This window comes from Streptomyces spiralis (genome assembly GCF_014654675.1).
GTDB classification, from domain to species: domain Bacteria; phylum Actinomycetota; class Actinomycetes; order Streptomycetales; family Streptomycetaceae; genus Streptomyces; species Streptomyces spiralis.
Genome location: NZ_BNBC01000035.1, coordinates 45,254 through 63,298 on the forward strand (window position 1 = coordinate 45,254; position 18,045 = coordinate 63,298).

Below are 18,045 nucleotides of genomic sequence, written 5' to 3' on the forward strand. Positions count from 1 at the left end.
GGGACGACCGTGAACAGTGGAGGAGTGCGCCGGCGGCTGGCGCTCGGCCTGGCCGTCCTGACCGGGTCGGTGACGCTGGCGCTCGCCCTGCCCGGCGCCGCGCAGGCGGCGGCCTCCACCTGCTCCGGCCGGGAGGTCAGGACGCTGCCGTTCTCCACCGGCTCCCTGCACCTCTACCGGCAGGGCGGCTACGTCTGCGCCGTCACCACCCCCGACCGGCCCGGCCGCAAGCAGTCGATGTCCGTCACCGTGCAGGCCCGCGGCAACCGGCCGGTCACCGACAGAGGCCGCTACGCGTACCACGCCGGCCCGGTCACCGTGCACGCCGGCCACCGCTGCGTACGGGTGTCCGGATCGGTGGGGGGCGGGTCGTACACGAGCGGCTGGATCCTGTGCTGAGACACTGACACGGCACCAGGATTTCCCCGACTCCCCTGGTGTGCACCCGAGTTGCTCCGATAGCTTCCGGCGCACATCTGTCTCACAGGGGAGTGTGCATGCGCAAGGCGCTCAGATGGCTGCTCGCGCTCACGGTGTTCATCGGCACGTTGAGTACGGCGGAGGCGGCCACCGCGGCCCAGCCGGAGGCCACGAACACCACCACGAGCAGCACCGACACCGACATCAAGGACCGGCTCCTGGCCATCCCGGGCATGAGCCTCATAGAGGAGAAGCCCTACCCGGGATACCGCTTCTTCGTCCTGAACTACACCCAGCCGGTCGACCACCACGACCCGGCCAAGGGCACCTTCCAGCAGCGGATCACCGTGCTGCACAAGGGAGTCGACCGCCCGACGGTCTTCTACACCGGCGGCTACAACGTCTCCACCACCCCGAGCCGCCGCGAGCCGACGCAGATCGTGGACGGCAACCAGGTCTCCCTGGAGTACCGGTTCTTCACCCCGTCCCGGCCGAGCCCGGCCGACTGGTCCACGCTGGACATCTGGCAGGCCGCCAGTGACCAGCACCGCCTCTTCCAGGCGCTGAAGCAGGTCTACACCCACAACTGGATCGCCACCGGCGGCTCCAAGGGCGGCATGACGGCGACGTACTACGAGCGCTTCTACCCGGGCGACATGGACGGCGTGGTCGCCTACGTGGCCCCCAACGACGTCGTGAACGACGAGGACTCCGCCTACGACCGCTTCTTCGCCTCCGTCGGCACCAAGGAGTGCCGCGACAAGCTGAACGCCGTGCAGCGCGAGGCGCTGGTGCGCCGCGAGCCGCTGGAGAAGAAGTACGCGCAGTACGCCGCCGACAACGGCTACACCTTCACCACCATCGGCAGCCTGGACCGCGCCTACGAGGCGGTCGTCCTCGACTACGTGTGGGGCTTCTGGCAGTACAGCCTGCTGAAGGACTGCGACACGATCCCCGCCGACGCGAAGAACGCCACCGACCAGGCGATCTGGGACTCCGTGGACACCATCTCCGGCTTCTCCGCCTACACCGACCAGGGCCTGGAGACCTACACGCCGTACTACTACCAGGCGGGCACGCAGCTGGGCGCGCCCACCATCCACTTCCCTTACATCGAGAAGAAGCTGATCCGCTACGGCTACCAGCCGCCGCGCAACTTCGTGCCGCGCTCCATCCCGATGCGGTTCGAGCCGTGGGCGATGCGGGACGTGGACACGTGGGTGCGCCACCACGCGCACCACATGCTCTACGTCTACGGGCAGAACGACCCGTGGGGCGCGGAGCGGTTCCGCCTCGGGCACGGCGCACGGGACGCGTACGTCTTCACGGCGCCGGGCATGAACCACGGCGCGAACGTCGCGGGTCTGGTGCCGGAGCAGAAGGCGCTCGCCACGGCCAGGATCCTGCAGTGGGCGGGGGTCGCCTCCCCGGCGGTCCAGGCCGACCCGGCGGCGGCCAGGCCGCTGGCCCGCCACGACGCGAAGCTGGACGCGCGGGACGTGGAGCGTGAGCAGGCGCTCAGGCCGTAGGCCCTGTCGTCGAATTCCCGCCTGCCCCGCGGGCGGACGACGGGAATTCGACGACAGTACCCAGCACTCATGACGGCCGTGAGCGGCCAGGGCCGCGCCCGGGTTCACATCCTCCGGGCGCAGCCGACCGGGTCCGTCCCGCCGAGCTCGACGTACAGGGCGGTCGTGGGCGGGCACCGGTCCCGGGTGCGTACCGCGCGGACCACCTTGTACTCGGGTTTCCTGCGGCCCGTGCCGTCGCACGCGGTCTCCCGCACCTGGCCGTGGCCCGCGCCGTAGACGCAGTCGCCGACGACGGTGCGCGGGCCGCCCCCGCCGCCCGGGTCGCCCGGGTGCGGGGGCTCGAGATTGCGCATGCAGGCGTAGCCCTGCGGGATCACAGCGTCGCCGTCCTCGCCGGAGGCGGGCCGCTGGGCGCTGATGTGCAGCACGAAGTCGGTGTTCGCCGGGCACGGCGGGCCGCCGTCGGGGCTGCCGTCGTGGCGGGCGATCACCCGTGCCGCCGCGCGTTCGCTCGAGCAGGGCACTTCGGTGAAGCTCGTGGTGCCGAAGGAGCTGCACTCGCCGGTCCCGAGGAACACCGCGCCGTAGCCGACGGGCTGCGGCGCGGTCGGCGTGGGCCGGCGGTCCTGACCGGCCGAGCCGGAGGTCGCCTGCTGACACCCCGTCAACAGTGCGGCGAGCAGCACCGGCAGTGCGCACGCCATCCCCACGGCCCCACTCCTGCGCATCCTCATCCCCCCGGGTCCGCCCCGTCCAGCGTGGCCCGCCGCAGCGGGACCACGCCAGACATGTCGGGCGGTTCGGGCCGTTCGGGGGTGGTGCGCCGGGTGCGCTGCGTACGTCCCGTACGCCCGCTGCGCGAGCCCGGCTAGTAGGACAGGCCGTATCCGATGGGGTACAGGACCTGCGTCGGATCGTCCGCTCGCTGCACGGGCACCGGCAGCTTGCCGCGCGGGTCGACCCGGCCGGCGATCACGCGGGCGGCGGCACGCAGTTCCACGTCGGTCCAGGAGTAGGCCGCGAGGCAGGCGGGCACGGAGGGTAGCTGGGCGACGTCGTACGGGTTGCGGACGGCGACCGCGATCACCGGCCTGCCCGTCGCCACCAGCCGTTCCACCAGCGTCTTCTGCGTGCTGCTCGCCGTGACGTTGTACGTCCCGACCACCACGGCGTCCGCGTCCGCCGCTGCCGCCACCGCCTTGTCGATGGTCGCCGCGGACGGGGAGGTGCCGGTGGACAGCGCGGTGGCCGTGAAGCCCAGCTCGGTCAGCGCGGCCGCGAGCACGCCGGTGGGCGGGCCCGTGGTGCCCGACGGGGAGGCCGGATCGGCGCCGACGACGAGGACCTTGTTGTGGCTGCGGCGCGACAGCGGCAGCAGACCGCCCTCGTTGACCAGCAGCGTGGTCGTCCGCTCGGCGATGCGGTCGGCCGCGGCCAGGTGCTCCGGGGTGCCGACGGTGCGGCTGACGCGGGCCTGGGTGGTGCAGGCCTCGTCGAACAGGCCCAGCTTCGCCTTCAGCCGCAGGATGCGCAGGATCGATTCGTCGAGCCGGGCCTCGGTCAGCTCCCCGCTGTGTACGGCCGCCAGGACCGCGTTCCAGGCGACGTCCAGGGAGGGCGGGTTGAGCAGCTGGTCCACGCCCGCCTTCAGCGCCAGCACCGGCACCCGGTCGTCGCCGTACTTGGTGCGGACGCCCTCCATGCCGAGGGAGTCGGTGATCACGACGCCGTCGTAGCCCAGCTCGCCGCGCAGGATGCCGGTGAGGATCGGGTGGGAGAGGGTGGCCGGGTCGCCGGAGTCGTCGAGCGCGGGGAACTGGATGTGCGCCGTCATGATCGAGTCGATGCCGGCCCGGATCCCGGCCCGGAACGGCACGGCGTCCAGCTGCTCCCACACCTCGCGGCTGTGGGTGATGACCGGGAAGCCGTAGTGGCTGTCGGTGGCGGTGTCGCCGTGCCCGGGGAAGTGCTTGGCGGTCGCCGCGACCCGGGAGCCCTGATAGCCCCTCACCTCCGCCGCCACCAGCCGGCCCACGGCGTCCGGATCGGCCCCGAAGGACCGTACGCCGATGACCGGGTTGGCCGGGTTGACGTTGACGTCGGAGTCGGGGGAGTAGTCCTGGTTGATGCCCATGGCGCGCAGCTCGGCGCCGGAGATCCGGCCGAGCGTAAGGGCGTCGGCGGTGGAGCCGCCGGCACCGATCGCCATGGCGCCCGGGAAGAGCGTGGCGGGCTTGCCGACGCGGCAGACGATGCCGTGCTCCTGGTCGGTGGCGACGAGCAGGGGCAGGCCGCGGGGCTGCTCGAGGGAGGCCCGCTGGATCCCGTTGGACAGATCGGCGATCTGCTGGGGGTCGTGGGTGTTGTGCGCCCAGGCGAAGTAGATGATGCCGCCGACGCGGTACTTGGCGATCAGCTCGGCCGCGGTGCGGACGCCGATCTCCTTGAGGTTGGCGTCGATGTCGGCCTGGTCGGGGGCGGTGGCCGAGGCCCCGTAGACCCGCATCACGAAGAGCTGGCCGACCTTCTCCTCCAGCGTCATCCGGGAGATGAGGGCGCGCAGCTTGCTGTCGTCGTGGGATGCGGCGTGGGCGGTGCCGGTGCCCTGGACCGCGATGGCCGCGGTGAGACCGGCGGTGGCGGCGAGGACGGTACGTCGGGAGGGGCGTGCGGGGTGTCCCGGTCTTCCCGGGTCGTCCGTGCTGGCGTCGTGCACGTGCGCTCCTTCCGGAGGAGTTCCGCTGGAGAGTCGGCTGAGTCGCTTGAAGGAAACTTCCGAGGAGTCACCAATATCCGGAAAGTTTCTGCCAGTCAAGGGAACGCGCAGCACCGGCATGCGAGGTGAGGGGCCGTCATCGGCGCTGTGGGAGGGGGGCGCGCCGATGACGGCGGGCTGCCGGGCGCGGTGCGGAGGAGAGGGTGGTCGGCGATCGCCCGGCGGCGTGAGCCGACACCGCACCGCGCAGACTCGTCCGGCGGCGTGCCGGTGAGACGTACCCGAGCCCACGGGGGTTCCCGCCCCGGTCCTTCAGCCGTGGGACGCGACCGCCGGCCAGTGGTGGCGCAGGGTGCGGACCGTTTCCGCGATGGCCGGGCGGCGGGCGGCGCCGGTGCGCCACAGGGCGTACAGGCGGCGCACCGGCATGGGGTCCAGGGGGACCTCGACGACGCCCTCGGGCAGCGGACCGCGGCCCAGCCGCGGGATGAGCGCGACACCGAGCCCGGCGGCGACCAGGGCGACGAGGGTCGGGTTCTCCTCGGCCTGGTGGACGACGTCCGGCTCGTGACCGGCCGCGCGCAGGGTGCGCAGCAGCCAGTCGTGGCAGACCCGGCCCGGCGGCTGGCAGATCCACCGCTCGCCGCCCAGCTCGGAGCGCCGTACCGCCGGCCGGCCCGCGAACGGATGCCCGGCGGGCACCAGCAGGTCGCACAGGTCGTCGCCGATGACCGCCTGCTCCACCCCGGCCGGCGCGGGCAGCGGCGCGATGTCCCAGTCGTGGGCGACGGCGAGGTCGACGGCGCCCTTGGCGACCAGGTCCACCGACAGATGCGGGTCGACCTCGCTGAGCCGGGCGTCCAGCGCGGGATGGCGCAGGGCGAGGTCCGCCAGCACGGACGGCAGCAGCCCGCGCGCCGCCGAGGCGAACGCCGCGATCGTCAGCCGGCCGGCCGGCACCCCGCGCCGCTCCTCCAGCTCGGTCTCCGCCCGCTCCACGATCGCCAGCAACTCCCGTGCCGCCGCGACCAGCTGGTACGCCTCGTCGGTGAGCCGCACCCCGCGCCCCTCGCGCTCCAGCAGCACCGTCCTGGTCTCCCGCTCCAGCTTGGCGATCTGCTGCGACACGGCGGAGGAGGTGTAGCCGAGCGCGGTGGCGGCCGCGCCGACGGTCCCGTGCACGGACACGGCGTGCAGGGCGCGCAGACGCTGGAGATCGAGCACGGTTCCTCCCGGGGCCGGACGAATCGGTGAGTGAGACGGCGAGCGCCCAAAAACGATTAGCGATCCTTCATTCAACAGTGCAGCAATCATCGCTGGTGCTTCACGGTTCGCGCGAGTGATCCTCGACGCATGCGACCACCTCATGTGCTTCTCGCCGTCCTCGTCACCGCCGTCTGGGGCGTGAACTTCACCGTCATCGAGGTCGGCCTCGGCCACTTCCCCCCGCTGCTGTTCTCCGCGCTGCGCTTCCTGGCCGCCGCGCTGCCCGCCGTCCTCTTCGTGGGCCGGCCGAAGGTGGCCTGGAAGTGGATCGTGGCGGTGGGACTCGTCCTCGGGGTCGCCAAGTTCGGACTGCTGTTCGTGGGGATGGACGCCGGCATGCCCGCCGGTCTGTCCTCCCTGGTCCTCCAGATCCAGGCGGTCTTCACCGCCCTGTTCGCGTTCGCGGCGCTGGGCGAACGGCCCACCCGGCTGCGGCTGGTGGGCATGGGCGTGGCCCTCGCCGGGATCGCCGTGGCCGCCGTGGACGAGGGCACCTCGGGCCCCCTCGGCGCCTTCGCCCTGGTGATCGCCGCGGCGGCCTGCTGGGGCGCCTCGAACGTGCTCACCCGCAAGGCGGCGCCGCCGGACGCCCTGAACTTCATGGTCTGGGTGAGCACCGTCCCGGTCCTGCCGCTGCTCGGCCTCTCCCTGCTCACCGAGGGCCCCGCACGCGACCTGGCCGCGCTGCGCGCCCTGGACTGGCAGGGCGCGGCCACCGTCCTCTACGTCGCCTGGGTCACCACGGTGTTCGGCTTCGGCGCGTGGGGCTGGCTGCTGCGCCGCCACCCCGCCTCCACGGTCGCCCCCTTCTCCCTCCTCGTCCCGGTGTTCGGCATGTCCTCCGCGGGCCTGTTCCTGGGCGAGCCGGTGACCGGCCTGCGCTGGTGCGCGGCGGCACTGCTGGTCGGTGGGGTGGCGCTGACCTCGCTAGGGCCTGGCCGCCGCCGGCCCGGGGCCGCCGCGACGGCACCCGCGGTGATCGGTGAGGGCAAGGTCACAGTGGGTGGCGAGGCATCCCGGTTGTAGGTCCGTCCGGTTCGGACGAAGGTGGCCTTGTGAGCCAACACTTCGACGTTCTTGTCCTGGGAGCAGGTCCGGGCGGATACACCGCCGCCGTACGCAGCGCTCAGCTCGGCCTCACCACCGCGATCGTGGAGGAGCGTTACTGGGGAGGGGTGTGCCTCAACGTCGGCTGCATCCCCTCCAAGGCCCTGCTGCGCAACGCCGAGATGGTCCAGTTCGTCCAGAACGAGGCCAAGTCCTACGGCATCGCCGTGGGCGACGACGTCTCGGCCGACTACGGGCCCGCCTACCAGCGCAGCCGCAAGGTCGCGGACGGCAGGGTGAAGGGCGTTCACTACCTGATGAAGAAGAACGCCATCACCCAGTTCGACGGCCGCGGCACCTTCACCGACGACCACACCCTGGTCGTGGCCCGCTCCGACGGCGGCACCGAGACCGTGACCTTCGACCACTGCATCATCGCGGCCGGCGCCAGCCCGCGCCTGCTGCCCGGCACCTCGCTGTCGGACCGGGTGGTCACCTTCGAGAGCCAGATCCTCAGCGAGACGCTGCCCGGCAGCATCGTCATCGCCGGTGCCGGCGCGATCGGCGTCGAGTTCGCGTACGTGCTGCGCAGCTACGGCGTGGACGTGACCATCGTGGAGTTCCTCGACCGCATGGTCCCGCTGGAGGACGAGGAGGTCTCCAAGGAACTCGCCCGGCACTACCGCAAGCTCGGCATCGAGGTCCTCACCGGCACCGCCGTGGAGGCCATCGACGACTCCGGCGAGCGGGTCCGGGTCACGGTCAACAAGGGCGGTGACCGCCGGGTCCTGGAGACGGACAAGGTCCTCCAGGCCATCGGCTTCGCGCCGAACGTCCAGGGATACGGCCTGGAGAACACCGGTGTCCGTCTCACCGAGCGCGGCGCCGTCGACGTCGACGGCCGCTGCCGCACCAGCGTGCCGCACATCTTCGCGATCGGTGACGTCACCGCCAAGCTGATGCTGGCCCACGCCGCCGAGGCCATGGGCATCGTGGCCGCCGAGACCATCGCGGACGCGGAGACCATGGAGCTGGACTACGTCATGATCCCGCGGGCCACCTACTGCCAGCCGCAGGTCGCCAGCTTCGGCTGGACCGAGGCCCAGGCGCGCGAGCGCGGCTTCGACGTCAAGGTCGTCAAGTTCCCCTTCAGCGCCAACGGCAAGGCCCACGGACTGGGCCACGCCGTCGGCTTCGTGAAGGTCATCAGCGACGGAAAGCACGGCGAACTCCTCGGTGCCCACCTCATCGGCCCCGAGGTCACCGAACTGCTGCCGGAACTCACCCTGGCCCAGCAGTGGGACCTGACCGTCCACGAGGTCGCCCGCAACGTCCACGCCCACCCGACACTCGGCGAGGCGGTCAAGGAGGCGATCCACGGCCTGGCGGGCCACATGATCAACATGTGAGGACCGGGCTCCTCGGGCCGGGGCGGGCGGCATGTCCAGCCGCCCGCCCCGGCCGCGGGTCAGACCGCCACCGCCGCGAGAAGCGCCGCCGCCGCGCACACGGCGACGCACCCCCAGGCCACCCGCAGCCCCGTTCCGAACCAGCGTGGTCCGGGACGGCCCGGGCGCCGGGACGCCCCGCCCAAGCGGACGAGGGGGAAAGCCGTGGCCGCGAGACTTCCTCCCGCCAGACCCAGGGTCAGCCAGCCGAGGGCGTAGTTCGGCCGGCCGGTGTAGTACACGCCCGCGCCGGCCCGGGTGACGGGTATCCGCGCGGCCGGCCGGTGGCCGTCGGACTCGTCCCGCAGTACGGCGTCGTCGTCCGTCACCCTGCCGTCGGCCGAGGTGAAGGTGCCGTGCCAGACCGTGCGGAAGCCGCCGCTGCTCCGTCCGTCGCCGTAGGCGCGGTCGGCGTAGAGCACCCGGAAGGTCCCCGGAGTCCCGGCGAGGCGCGTGGCGTAGGCGGCGTCGCGAGCCCCGACGCCGAGCAGAGCCAGGCCGGTGACCAGCAGCAACACGCCCACGGCACGGGCCCCGAGCCGGGAGCGGGAGCCGGATGCGGGCACCGACGGGCCTGCTGGAACCGCGGCGGGCGTACTCGGCGCCCCACTGGATCTCACTGTCGCGCCAGCGCCCGCCGGGCGCCCACCTCGCTCGGGTACTCGCGGACGGTGAGCGTCGCCAGTGACCAGCCGACGCACCAGGCGGCGAACGCCGGCATGACGGGTGCCGCCAGCGCCAGCAGACCCCGGCCGGCGACACCCCACTTCACCGAACCGCGGACCTCCGCGCGCTTGCGGGCCCGGAACTCCTCGGGAGTGGGCGGGTCCTGGAGCTTGCGCCCGTGGTCCCGGCGCTGCACCACCCACCCCCAGACCAGTGCCACACAGGAGGCGGCCACCTGCACCCAGTCCGCCACCGGACGTCCGCCCGCGGGCAGCACGGTGCGGAACCCCTGGTACAGGGAGATCGACGCGAAGCAGAGCAGGGCCATCACGGCGAGCAGAAGGAGCGCCGTACGGACGCGGCGGAGCCAGTAGCCGGCCCCGCGCTCGTACCAACTGGTGCCCAGCCCCGGCAGGGACGGGATCCGGGCGGGCGCCGCCGAGCCGGCGGTCTCAGAAGATGCTCGTGACACCGTGCCAGATGTCCTTCCCGTATCGCTTGAAGTCGTCCCCGGTCTCCGACAGGACGTGTCCGGAGCCGTGGAGCACACCGCCGACCACACCGTGCTCGTGGATGTCCTCGCTCCAGTGCTCGTGGAAGGAGTGGTCGAGGATGCTGGTCGCACCGACCGCCGCCACGACGCCGACGCCGGCCACCACACCCGCGCTCAGCTCGAAGGGGGCCGTGGCCACCACGCCCGCGGTGACCGCCGCACCGGCGGCCAGCCCGCCCAGGTTCGCCCCGCCGTCGACGACCAGGGAGTGCTGCCAGGACCAGCCCTTGTCGTGGTCGTCGGACGCCTCCAGCACCCCGCAGGCCCCGGCGGCGGCCACGTCCAGGACCGGGACCTCCTTGAGGAAGTCCGGCAGGTCCTCCAGGCTCCTGCCCAGGCGCAGCGCGTCCGCGGCATCGGCCAGTTTCACGTTGAGCTGGCGGTCGTAGGGCAGGGCGCCGCTGCCGCGTTCGGCGCCGGCGATGTCCTCCTCGAGCCCCTCGACCCGGGCGATCGCGTCGCGGTACGCGCCCTTGGCCGGGAGGTCCTTGGGAAGGGCCTTGCCCGCCTTCTGGTACGCCTTGCGTTCCGCGCGGAGTTCCTTCTTCGCGGCCTGTTCCTCGGCCCTGGCCTCGTCGATCAGCTTCCGGGCCGCCTTGCCCCTGGCCCGGGTGTCCTCGGCCTCGGCGGCGTACAGCCCGCGCAGCATGTCGGCCAGGGTGATCTTGTCGCCGGGCGAGACGGGAGCGGTGACCTGCGCGTACAACGCCCGCAGCTTGTCCGCCGCCACCAGCCGCGCGTGCTGCGCGGTGTGCAGGATCTCGCCGCGGACCTGGGCGTACTCGGTCATCGCGGAGATCGCCTTGTGGTCCTCGGCACTGGGCGGATCGGCCGTCACCAACTGCCGCGGCACGCCCTTGTCGCCCATCGGCACACCCTTGCGCACGGCGGTGTGCTCGGCGTTCTGCAGGACCCGCTCACAGCCGGAGAGCGCGTCGGCGAGCGTGCCGAGGATGTCGCCCGCGTCATGGACGAGCCGGGCGAACGCGCCGGCCGTCAGCGCGTCCTCGCTCCAGCGGCCACGGAAGGTCTCGGCCGCGTCGCCCTTCCACCGGGCGTCGTCCACCAGCCGCTCGACGGCGCGGCTGACCGGATGAACGACCTCCTCCAGGTGCTTCCTGGCGTTCTTGTACGTGTCGGCCATCGTGCGCAGCCCGCCGATGTCGCCGCCGACCCAGCTGTCACCCATCAGCCGTCACCCACCATCAGATCCTCGAAGAGACCGTGCACATCGATGTCGTGCCGCCGGAAGGAGTCGCGGGACTTCGCGACCAGGTCGCCGTGGTCGTCCAGCCGGTCGGCGAAGCCGAGGTGCAGCGCGGAGATGAGGTGGGCGACCTCCTTGACGGCCGAGTCCAGCCCGCCGTCGCCGCCGTCGGCGACGGGCGGGGTGACGCTCGGGCGCAACTCCCGGTAGGCGCGGGCCTGGTCGTGGAAGGTCTCGGCCATCGAGGTGAGGTCACTCATGACCGCCTTGAAGTCCGCCGGCATCAGCGCACCTTTCGCGCGTAGGCGGCCAGGTCCTCCGGCCGCCAGTTGGGGTGACCCGGGGCGATCCGGGGATCGAGGAGCACGGTCGCGCCGTGCTCGCGCACCCCCTCGGCCAGCGGCCCGATCGAGGTGGCGACCCACGGCTGGGCCTCGCCGAGCGCGGCCACCAGCCTGTCCAGCGTGGTGAAGGCGAAGGCCACCGTGCCGTTCGTCGCGTCCGCGAAGAGTTCGCAGGCGACGAACGGCACGCGGACGCGGCGGCCACCGCCGTCCTCCGCCTCGACGTACCGGGGATGGGCCGGCACGAACACGGGCGTGTGGTACGGCGGAACGCCGGGCCGGGGAGCAGGGGGCCCGGCGGTGGCCCGTGGGGCGGGCGGCTGAGCCTCGGCGTAGTCCAGAAGCCGCGAACGACGGGGCTTTCCGGCCTGCGGCGGCACTGCGGACGACGACCGCGGCCCGACGTGTTCGACGTAGTCGTAGAGCCGCGACCGTATGGGCACCTCCACCGCTGCTCTCCTCCTCGCCGTGCGCCGCTCGCGGTTCGCCGCCCGGCGCGGCCGGTCGTCCGGGCGCCGTCACAGTAACGAGCGTGCGAAGGAGCAAATCCGGCTATGTCGGAACGGGGAATCGGTCGCATGCGCAACCCGTACGGCCATTTGGCCGCCGACTGGCCATCCCTTGACCGTGCGATGACCGCAGGCGGAGGGAAATCCGTTCGACGCCGCCGGAACGGTGCGCCAGACTCCCGCCGTGACGTACACCTTGAAGGGACCGGTTCTCCAGGGCGGGCTCGTGCGGCTGGAGCCGCTGGAGCACCGGCACGCGGCCGATCTGGCGGAGGCGGCGGAGGAGGACCGGGACACGTACGCGTACACGTGGGTGCCCCGGACCCACGAGGTCGCGGACTACATCGACGCCCAGCTCGCCCGCGCGGCCACCGGCCGGCTCGCGCCCTACGCGCAGATCTCCCTCGCCACGGGACGGGCGGTCGGCGCCACGGCGTACTGGGAGCCGCGCTGCTGGCGGACGGAGGACCGGCTGGACGCCGTGGAGGTGGGCTTCACCTGGCTGGCCCGCTCGGCCCAGGGCACGGGTGTGAACGCCGAGGCGAAGTACCTGCTGTTCCGGCACGCCTTCGAGGAGTGGCGGGTCTCCCGCGTCGACCTCAAGACGGACGCCCGCAACAGCCGTTCCCGGGCCGCGATCGAGAGCGTCGGCGCCCGCTTCGAGGGCGTGCTGCGCAACTGGTCCCGCTCCTGGGCGCCGGGGGAGGACGACCGGCTGCGGGACTCCGCGATCTTCTCGATCACGGCGGCGGACTGGCCGCAGGCCAGGGCGCACCTGGAGGCGAGGGTGCGCAAGGCCGTGCGCAGGACCGGGCGGGACGAGGCTACGCCGACTCGTTGAGCAGCCGGGCCAGATGCTCCCGGCCGGGGCCGAGCAGCTCGGGCAGCGGGGCCGCCGCCTCGTACCACCGCTTCTCGTACTCCCAGCACAGCCAGCCGTCCCAGCCGCCGCGGGAGAGCACGTCCACGCACTCGGCGAGGGGCAGCACCCCCGCACCCAGGGGCAGCGGTGTCGTGTCCTCGGCCGACGCGATGTCCTTGACCTGCACGTATCCGAGATACGGGGAGAGGGCGGCAAAGGTGTCCGAGGGCTGCTCGCCGCCCAGCCAGGTGTGCATCACGTCCCACAGGGCCCCGGCGGCGCGATGACCGACCGGGCCGAGGACGCGGAGGGCGTCGGCGCCGGTGCGGTGCGAGTCGTGCGTCTCCAGCAGGACGCGGACCCCGAGCTCGGCGGCGTACTCGGCGGCCGTGGCCATCCGCCGCGCGGCGACGGCGTCCCCCTCCTCGCGCGGCCGCCCCGGCTCGCCCCCCGGAAAGACCCGGACGAAGGACGCGCCCAAATCCCCCGCCAGTCGCACCAGTTCGCGGATGTCCTGCAGTACGGCGTCGTCGTCACCGGGCGCGGCGACCCGCGCGTACCCCGCGACCCCCAGGATCTCCACCCCGCCGGCCGAAAAGGCCCCGGCCACCTCGGCCCGCTCCGCGGGCCCGATCCCCGGATGCACGGGTTCCTCGGGATGGGCGCGCAGTTCGACACCGTGATACCCGCACGAGGCGGCCAGCCGCACCACATCCGGCACGGGCAGCCCGGGAACCCCGAGCGTGGAGAACGCCAGCTTCATACCCCGCGACCCTACCCGCGCCCACCCGGCCCACACGTCCACGACGGGAGGCGAATGGAGGATTTGTGCCACGTCGGTGCTCACCCGACCTGGGGCTTTCCCGGCGGACCCCGCACAGATCCCGCACCCACCCACTCGACGGGGACGCGGCCCTGCGCCGTCGGTCAGCCCCGCGGAACCCCCGACGACCCCCGCACCATCAGCTCGCCCCGGATCGTCGCGATTCCGCCGGGTGGGGGGTCCTCGCGGCTCATGGCGATGCGGCCGGCCCGGGCGCCCGCGTCCGCGAGAGGGAGGCGGACGGTGGTGAGGGAGGGGACCGCGTCGACGCTGAACGGCAGGTCGTCGAAGCCCGCCACCGAGACGTCCTCCGGGATGCGCATCCCGGACTCGCGCAGGGCGGCGCACGCGCCCAGCGCCACGGAGTCGTTGGCGGCGACGACCGCCGTGAGCGTGGGGTCGCGGCGCAGGAGTTCCAGCGTGGCCTCGTAGCCGGAGCGGCGGTCGTAGCGGCCGTGCACCGTCCAGCGCGGGTCCTCCTCGACGCCGGCCGCCGCCAGCGCCTCGCGGTGTCCCTCCAGGCGGTGGCGGGTGGTCGTCCGCTCCTCCGGTCCCGCGATGTAGCCGAGGCGCCGGTGGCCCAGGCCGATGAGGTGCTCGGTCAGCTGCCGTGCCCCACCGCGGTTGTCGAAGGTCAGGGCGATGGCCCGGGTGTCCGGCGCGGGGGGCCGGCCGCACAGCACCACCCGGGTGCCGGCGTCGGCCAGCTTGCGCAGCTTCGCCGCGATGGCCGCCGCCTGCGGCCCCTCCTCCACGGCCCCGCCGGTCAGGACGACGGCGGCGGCCCGCTGCCGTTGCAGCAGGGTCAGGTAGGTCAGCTCGCGTTCCGGTGAGCCGCCCGTGTTGCAGACCACCGCCAGCCTCTCCCCGCCCGCCCGGCCTCCGGGGCCGCCGATCTCGGACTGGATCGCGCTCGCGATGATCCCGAAGAACGGGTCGGCGATGTCGTTCACCAGGATGCCGACCAGGTCGGAGGTGGCCGCGGCGAGGGAACTCGCGGGCCCGTTGAGCACGTAGTCCAGCTCGTCGACGGCCTTCAGGACGCGCTCCCGGGTGGAGGCGGCCACCGGGTAGTTGCCGTTCAGCACGCGCGACACCGTCGCGGGCGAGACCTGGGCGCGGGCCGCCACGTCCGCCAGGGTCACCGTCATCTCGTCGTCCTCCGGTCGCGCAACTCGTCGGGCGTATACAACCGCCTGTTCGCCCCCTCGAACAAGACGGTCCGCGCGGGCTCTTGTCCCCACCACTGCGGAGAGGTTAGCTTCTCAGTGGATAGAAAGCGCTTGCTGCCAGGTTTGCCAGGGAGACCGCTGGGGCCCTGCGGCACGCGACGGCGTACGGAGGGACTGACGTGACACGCAAGACGGTGCGGATCGCCATGAACGGCGTGACCGGGCGCATGGGCTACCGCCAGCACCTGGTCCGCTCGATCCTCGCCCTGCGCGAGCAGGGCGGACTCGACCTCGGCGACGGCACCGTGCTGTGGCCGGAACCGGTCTTGGTCGGCCGGCGCGAGCACGCGCTCGAGGCACTCGCGGAGAAGCACGGCCTGGAGCACTACTCGACGGACCTGGACGCCGTCCTCGCCGACCCGTCCGTCGACATCTACTTCGACGCCCAGGTCACCTCGGCCCGCGAGGAGGCGATCCGCAAGGCGATCGCCGCCGGCAAGCACGTCTACACCGAGAAGCCGTCCGCCACGGGCCTGGACGGCGCCCTCGAACTCGCCCGGCTCGCGCACGAGAAGGGCATCAAGCACGGCGTCGTCCAGGACAAGATCTTCCTGCCGGGCCTCATGAAGCTCAAGCGCCTGATCGACGGCGGCTTCTTCGGCCGGATCCTGTCCGTGCGCGGCGAGTTCGGCTACTGGGTCTTCGAGGGCGACTGGCAGGAGGCCCAGCGCCCCTCCTGGAACTACCGCGCCGAGGACGGCGGCGGCATCGTCGTGGACATGTTCCCGCACTGGGAGTACGTCCTGCACGAGCTGTTCGGCCGCGTGACGTCCGTCCAGACGCTCATCGCCACCCACATCCCGCAGCGCTGGGACGAGAACGGCAAGCCCTACGACGCCACCGCCGACGACGCCGCCTACGGCATCTTCGAGCTCGACGGCGGCACGATCGCCCAGATCAACTCCTCCTGGGCGGCCCGCGTCAACCGCGACGAGCTGGTGGAGTTCCAGGTGGACGGCACCGAGGGATCCGCCGTCGCGGGCCTGCGCAAGTGCCGCGTCCAGCACCGCTCGGCCACCCCCAAGCCGGTGTGGAACCCGGACATCCCCGCCACCGAGGCCTTCCGCGACCAGTGGCAGGAGGTGCCCGACAACACCGAGTTCGACAACGGCTTCAAGGCCCAGTGGGAGCTGTTCCTCAGGCACGTCTTCGCCGACGCCCCCTACCACTGGGACCTGCTCGCCGGCGCCCGCGGTGTCCAGCTCGCCGAGCTGGGCCTCAAGTCCGCGTCCGAGGGCCGCCGCATCGAGGTACCGGAGATCGCGCTGTGACCATCCGACTCCCCGACTTCCAGGGCGGGCTGCGGACCTACGAGCCCCGCACCCGGCCGCTGGAGATCTCGCCGGGCACCCCGCTCACCTCCCGTACGGTCTTCTCCGCGGCGCACGTCGTCGCCGACCCGTTCGCCGACGCCGGCCCCGACGCGCCCGCCGCCGTCGACTGGGACGCCACCCTCGCCTTCCGCCGCCATCTGTGGAGCCACGGACTCGGCGTGGCCGAGGCCATGGACACCGCTCAGCGCGGCATGGGCCTGGACTGGGCGGGCGCGGCCGAGCTGATCCGCCGGTCGGCGGCGGAGGCCCGCGCCGTCGGCGGGCGCATCGCCTGCGGCGTCGGCACCGACCAGCTCGCCACGGGCACGGTCAAGGAGGTCCGGGCCGCCTACGAGGAGCAGCTCGCCGTCGTCGAGGAGGCGGGCGCCCAGGCGATCCTGATGGCCTCGCGCGCCCTCGCCGCCACGGCCCAGGGCCCGGACGACTACCTGGAGGTCTACGGCCACCTGCTGCGCCAGGCCGCCGAACCGGTGATCCTGCACTGGCTCGGTCCCATGTTCGACCCGGCCCTGGAGGGCTACTGGGGCTCGGCCGACCTGGACGCGGCCACCGACACCTTCCTGGAGGTCATCGCCGCCCACCCGGACAAGGTCGACGGCGTGAAGATCTCCCTGCTGGACGCCCGGCGCGAGGTCGAGCTGCGCCGCCGCCTGCCGCAGGGCGTGCGCTGCTACACCGGCGACGACTTCAACTACCCCGAGCTGATCGCCGGCGACGAGCAGGGCTTCAGCCACGCGCTGCTGGGCATCTTCGACCCGCTGGGTCCCCTGGCGGCCGAGGCGGTCCGGACCCTGGACACCGGCGACACGGCCGGCTTCCGGGCGCTGCTCGACCCGACCGTCGAACTCTCCCGCCATCTCTTCCAGGCCCCCACTCGCTTCTACAAGACGGGCGTGGTCCTCCTGGCCTGGCTCGCCGGACACCAGTCGCACTTCACGATGGTCGGCGGCCTGCAGTCGGCCCGCTCCCTGCCGCACCTGGTCCGCGCCTACGAACTCGCCGACGGCCTCGGCCTGTTCCCGGACCCCGGGCTCGCCGAGGACCGGATGAGGAACCTGCTGTCGCTGTACGGAGTGAACGCATGAACGACCAGGAGCTGTCCCGTTTCTCCATCAACCAGATGACGGTGAAGCAGCTGCCGCTGCCCGAACTGGCCGAGGCCTGCCGCGAGCTGGGCGTCGGAGGCGTGGGCCTGTGGCGCGAGCCGGTACAGGCGTACGGCGTGGAGGCCGCCGCCAAGCTCGTGCGGGACGCGGGCCTGACCGTCACCACCCTGTGCCGGGGCGGCTTCCTCACGGCGATCGACCCGGTCGAGCGGGTCGGGGCGCTGGACGACAACCGCGCGGCGATCGACGAGGCCGCCACGCTCGGCACGGACACCCTGGTGCTGGTCTCCGGCGGACTCCCCGCCGGCAGCAAGGACCTGCACGGGGCCCGCGAGCGCATCGCGGACGCCCTCGCCGTCCTCGGCCCCTACGCGGCCGAGCGCGGCGTGCGCCTCGCCATCGAGCCGCTGCACCCCATGTACGCGGCCGACCGCTGCGTGGTCTCCACCCTCGCCCAGGCGCTCGACCTCGCCGAACGCTTCCCCGCCGACCAGGTCGGCGTGACCGTGGACACCTACCACATCTGGTGGGACGACCGGGCCCCCGAGCAGATCGCCCGCGCGGGCGCCGGCGGCCGCATCCACACCTTCCAGCTCGCCGACTGGACCACCCCCCTCCCCGTCGGCGTCCTCAACGGCCGCGGTCAGATCGGCGACGGCGCCATCGACATGAGGCAGTGGAAGGGGTACGTGGAGGCGGCCGGCTACACGGGCCACATCGAGGTCGAGCTGTTCAACGAGGGACTGTGGGCCCGGGACGGCCGCGAGGTGCTGGCCGAGACGGCGGAGCGCTTCGTGGAGCACGCGATCCGGCCTGCCGCGTACGCGGGCCGGTGACCCTGACCCGGACTCGGACCCGGACGCCGGTGACCCGGACCCGGACCCCGGAAAAATAATCCCGACGACGGTGCAACCCTTCCGGCACGTCGGGTGTCGTACCTGTCATCGGAACTCCTCGATGGGATCTGGGGGGATCACAGA

General features: G+C 72.7%; 18 protein-coding genes. 8 read left to right on the forward strand and 10 right to left on the reverse strand.

The features are described 5' to 3' along the window. The first annotated feature begins 9 nt into the window (after window positions 1–9). Both IE318_RS30050 and IE318_RS30055 read left to right on the forward strand, forming a co-directional pair. Window positions 10–399, forward strand: coding sequence for a hypothetical protein (locus tag IE318_RS30050; RefSeq protein WP_189905393.1), 390 nt, complete (start codon window positions 10–12; stop codon window positions 397–399). Window positions 400–497: 98 nt separating this feature from the next. Next, window positions 498–1,949, forward strand: a complete 1,452-nt coding sequence (locus IE318_RS30055; protein ID WP_189905395.1) for a S28 family serine protease — start codon at window positions 498–500, stop codon at window positions 1,947–1,949. Window positions 1,950–2,053: 104 nt separating this feature from the next. Here IE318_RS30055 and IE318_RS30060 read toward each other — a convergent pair whose 3' ends face one another. From IE318_RS30060 to IE318_RS30070, 3 genes are all read right to left on the reverse strand, one after another. Continuing rightward, a complete protein-coding gene (locus IE318_RS30060) occupies window positions 2,054–2,656 on the reverse strand; it encodes a hypothetical protein (RefSeq protein WP_229903834.1) in 603 nt (200 codons plus the stop codon). A 164-nt stretch (window positions 2,657–2,820) separates the two neighbouring features. Next, the gene (locus IE318_RS30065; protein ID WP_373311315.1) at window positions 2,821–4,668 is read right to left on the reverse strand and encodes a glycoside hydrolase family 3 protein; all 1,848 of its coding nucleotides are present in this window, start codon (window positions 4,666–4,668) and stop codon (window positions 2,821–2,823) included. 312 nt (window positions 4,669–4,980) lie between these two features. After that, the gene (locus IE318_RS30070; RefSeq protein ID WP_189905400.1) at window positions 4,981–5,892 is read right to left on the reverse strand and encodes a LysR family transcriptional regulator; all 912 of its coding nucleotides are present in this window, start codon (window positions 5,890–5,892) and stop codon (window positions 4,981–4,983) included. 129 nt (window positions 5,893–6,021) lie between these two features. On the opposite strand from IE318_RS30070, the gene IE318_RS30075 reads away from it, so the two are divergent. Both IE318_RS30075 and lpdA read left to right on the forward strand, forming a co-directional pair. After that, window positions 6,022–6,960 carry an EamA family transporter gene (locus IE318_RS30075; RefSeq protein ID WP_229903829.1) on the forward strand — a complete coding sequence of 313 codons (939 nt, stop codon included), beginning with the start codon at window positions 6,022–6,024 and terminating at the stop codon, window positions 6,958–6,960. A gap of 29 nt (window positions 6,961–6,989) precedes the next feature. After that, window positions 6,990–8,390, forward strand: a complete 1,401-nt coding sequence (lpdA, locus tag IE318_RS30080) for a dihydrolipoyl dehydrogenase (protein ID WP_189905402.1) — start codon at window positions 6,990–6,992, stop codon at window positions 8,388–8,390. A 59-nt stretch (window positions 8,391–8,449) separates the two neighbouring features. On the opposite strand, the gene IE318_RS30085 is transcribed toward lpdA, so the two are convergent. The 5 genes from IE318_RS30085 to IE318_RS45325 are packed head-to-tail and all read right to left on the reverse strand — an operon-like array spanning window position 8,450 to window position 11,648. Beyond that, window positions 8,450–8,995, reverse strand: a complete 546-nt coding sequence (locus tag IE318_RS30085) for a hypothetical protein (protein ID WP_189905403.1) — start codon at window positions 8,993–8,995, stop codon at window positions 8,450–8,452. Window positions 8,996–9,045: 50 nt separating this feature from the next. Continuing rightward, window positions 9,046–9,567 carry a hypothetical protein gene (locus IE318_RS30090; RefSeq protein WP_229903830.1) on the reverse strand — a complete coding sequence of 174 codons (522 nt, stop codon included), beginning with the start codon at window positions 9,565–9,567 and terminating at the stop codon, window positions 9,046–9,048. Further along, window positions 9,548–10,837: a WXG100 family type VII secretion target gene (locus tag IE318_RS30095; RefSeq protein WP_189905404.1), complete on the reverse strand. Its 1,290-nt coding sequence runs from the start codon at window positions 10,835–10,837 to the stop codon at window positions 9,548–9,550. The genes IE318_RS30090 and IE318_RS30095 overlap by 20 nt, the downstream gene beginning before the upstream one ends. Continuing rightward, window positions 10,837–11,139 (reverse strand): DUF6317 family protein, encoded by a 303-nt coding sequence (locus tag IE318_RS30100; protein ID WP_189905405.1) that lies wholly within the window; start codon window positions 11,137–11,139, stop codon window positions 10,837–10,839. The genes IE318_RS30095 and IE318_RS30100 overlap by 1 nt, the downstream gene beginning before the upstream one ends. Further along, complete coding sequence (locus tag IE318_RS45325) at window positions 11,139–11,648, reverse strand: SAV_915 family protein (RefSeq protein ID WP_229903831.1); 510 nt, start codon at window positions 11,646–11,648, stop codon at window positions 11,139–11,141. Before IE318_RS45325 ends, IE318_RS30100 begins: the two co-directional genes overlap by 1 nt. A gap of 244 nt (window positions 11,649–11,892) precedes the next feature. Here IE318_RS45325 and IE318_RS30110 point away from each other — a divergent pair, with 244 nt between their 5' ends. Continuing rightward, a complete protein-coding gene (locus IE318_RS30110) occupies window positions 11,893–12,549 on the forward strand; it encodes a GNAT family N-acetyltransferase (protein WP_189905406.1) in 657 nt (218 codons plus the stop codon). Here the strand turns inward: IE318_RS30110 and IE318_RS30115 are convergent. Both IE318_RS30115 and IE318_RS30120 read right to left on the reverse strand, forming a co-directional pair. Then, the gene (locus IE318_RS30115; RefSeq protein WP_189905407.1) at window positions 12,533–13,333 is read right to left on the reverse strand and encodes a sugar phosphate isomerase/epimerase family protein; all 801 of its coding nucleotides are present in this window, start codon (window positions 13,331–13,333) and stop codon (window positions 12,533–12,535) included. The two genes, IE318_RS30110 and IE318_RS30115, sit on opposite strands and share 17 nt — an antisense overlap. Window positions 13,334–13,497: 164 nt before the next feature. Further along, window positions 13,498–14,544: a LacI family DNA-binding transcriptional regulator gene (locus IE318_RS30120; RefSeq protein ID WP_189905408.1), complete on the reverse strand. Its 1,047-nt coding sequence runs from the start codon at window positions 14,542–14,544 to the stop codon at window positions 13,498–13,500. A 200-nt stretch (window positions 14,545–14,744) separates the two neighbouring features. Here IE318_RS30120 and IE318_RS30125 point away from each other — a divergent pair, with 200 nt between their 5' ends. Genes IE318_RS30125 through IE318_RS30135 form a run of 3 tightly spaced genes read left to right on the forward strand, consistent with a single transcriptional unit; the run spans window position 14,745 to window position 17,901 of the window. Continuing rightward, window positions 14,745–15,896: a Gfo/Idh/MocA family protein gene (locus tag IE318_RS30125; RefSeq protein WP_189905410.1), complete on the forward strand. Its 1,152-nt coding sequence runs from the start codon at window positions 14,745–14,747 to the stop codon at window positions 15,894–15,896. Then, window positions 15,893–17,044 carry a dihydrodipicolinate synthase family protein gene (locus IE318_RS30130; protein WP_189905411.1) on the forward strand — a complete coding sequence of 384 codons (1,152 nt, stop codon included), beginning with the start codon at window positions 15,893–15,895 and terminating at the stop codon, window positions 17,042–17,044. The genes IE318_RS30125 and IE318_RS30130 overlap by 4 nt, the downstream gene beginning before the upstream one ends. Next, window positions 17,041–17,901, forward strand: coding sequence for a sugar phosphate isomerase/epimerase family protein (locus IE318_RS30135; protein WP_189905413.1), 861 nt, complete (start codon window positions 17,041–17,043; stop codon window positions 17,899–17,901). Before IE318_RS30130 ends, IE318_RS30135 begins: the two co-directional genes overlap by 4 nt. Window positions 17,902–18,045: the final 144 nt, after the last annotated feature.

Bases quoted from the DNA above. Each gene is read 5' to 3' on its own strand.
- IE318_RS30100 (WP_189905405.1), bottom strand. From the start codon at position 11,139: ATGCCGGCGGACTTCAAGGCGGTCATGAGTGACCTCACCTCGATGGCC.
- IE318_RS30055 (WP_189905395.1), top strand. From the start codon at position 498: ATGCGCAAGGCGCTCAGATGGCTGCTCGCGCTCACGGTGTTCATCGGC.
- IE318_RS30135 (WP_189905413.1), top strand. From the start codon at position 17,041: ATGAACGACCAGGAGCTGTCCCGTTTCTCCATCAACCAGATGACGGTG.
- IE318_RS30115 (WP_189905407.1), bottom strand. From the start codon at position 13,333: ATGAAGCTGGCGTTCTCCACGCTCGGGGTTCCCGGGCTGCCCGTGCCG.
- IE318_RS30075 (WP_229903829.1), top strand. From the start codon at position 6,022: ATGCGACCACCTCATGTGCTTCTCGCCGTCCTCGTCACCGCCGTCTGG.
- IE318_RS30120 (WP_189905408.1), bottom strand. From the start codon at position 14,544: ATGACGGTGACCCTGGCGGACGTGGCGGCCCGCGCCCAGGTCTCGCCC.
- IE318_RS30060 (WP_229903834.1), bottom strand. From the start codon at position 2,656: ATGGCGTGCGCACTGCCGGTGCTGCTCGCCGCACTGTTGACGGGGTGT.
- IE318_RS30095 (WP_189905404.1), bottom strand. From the start codon at position 10,837: ATGGGTGACAGCTGGGTCGGCGGCGACATCGGCGGGCTGCGCACGATG.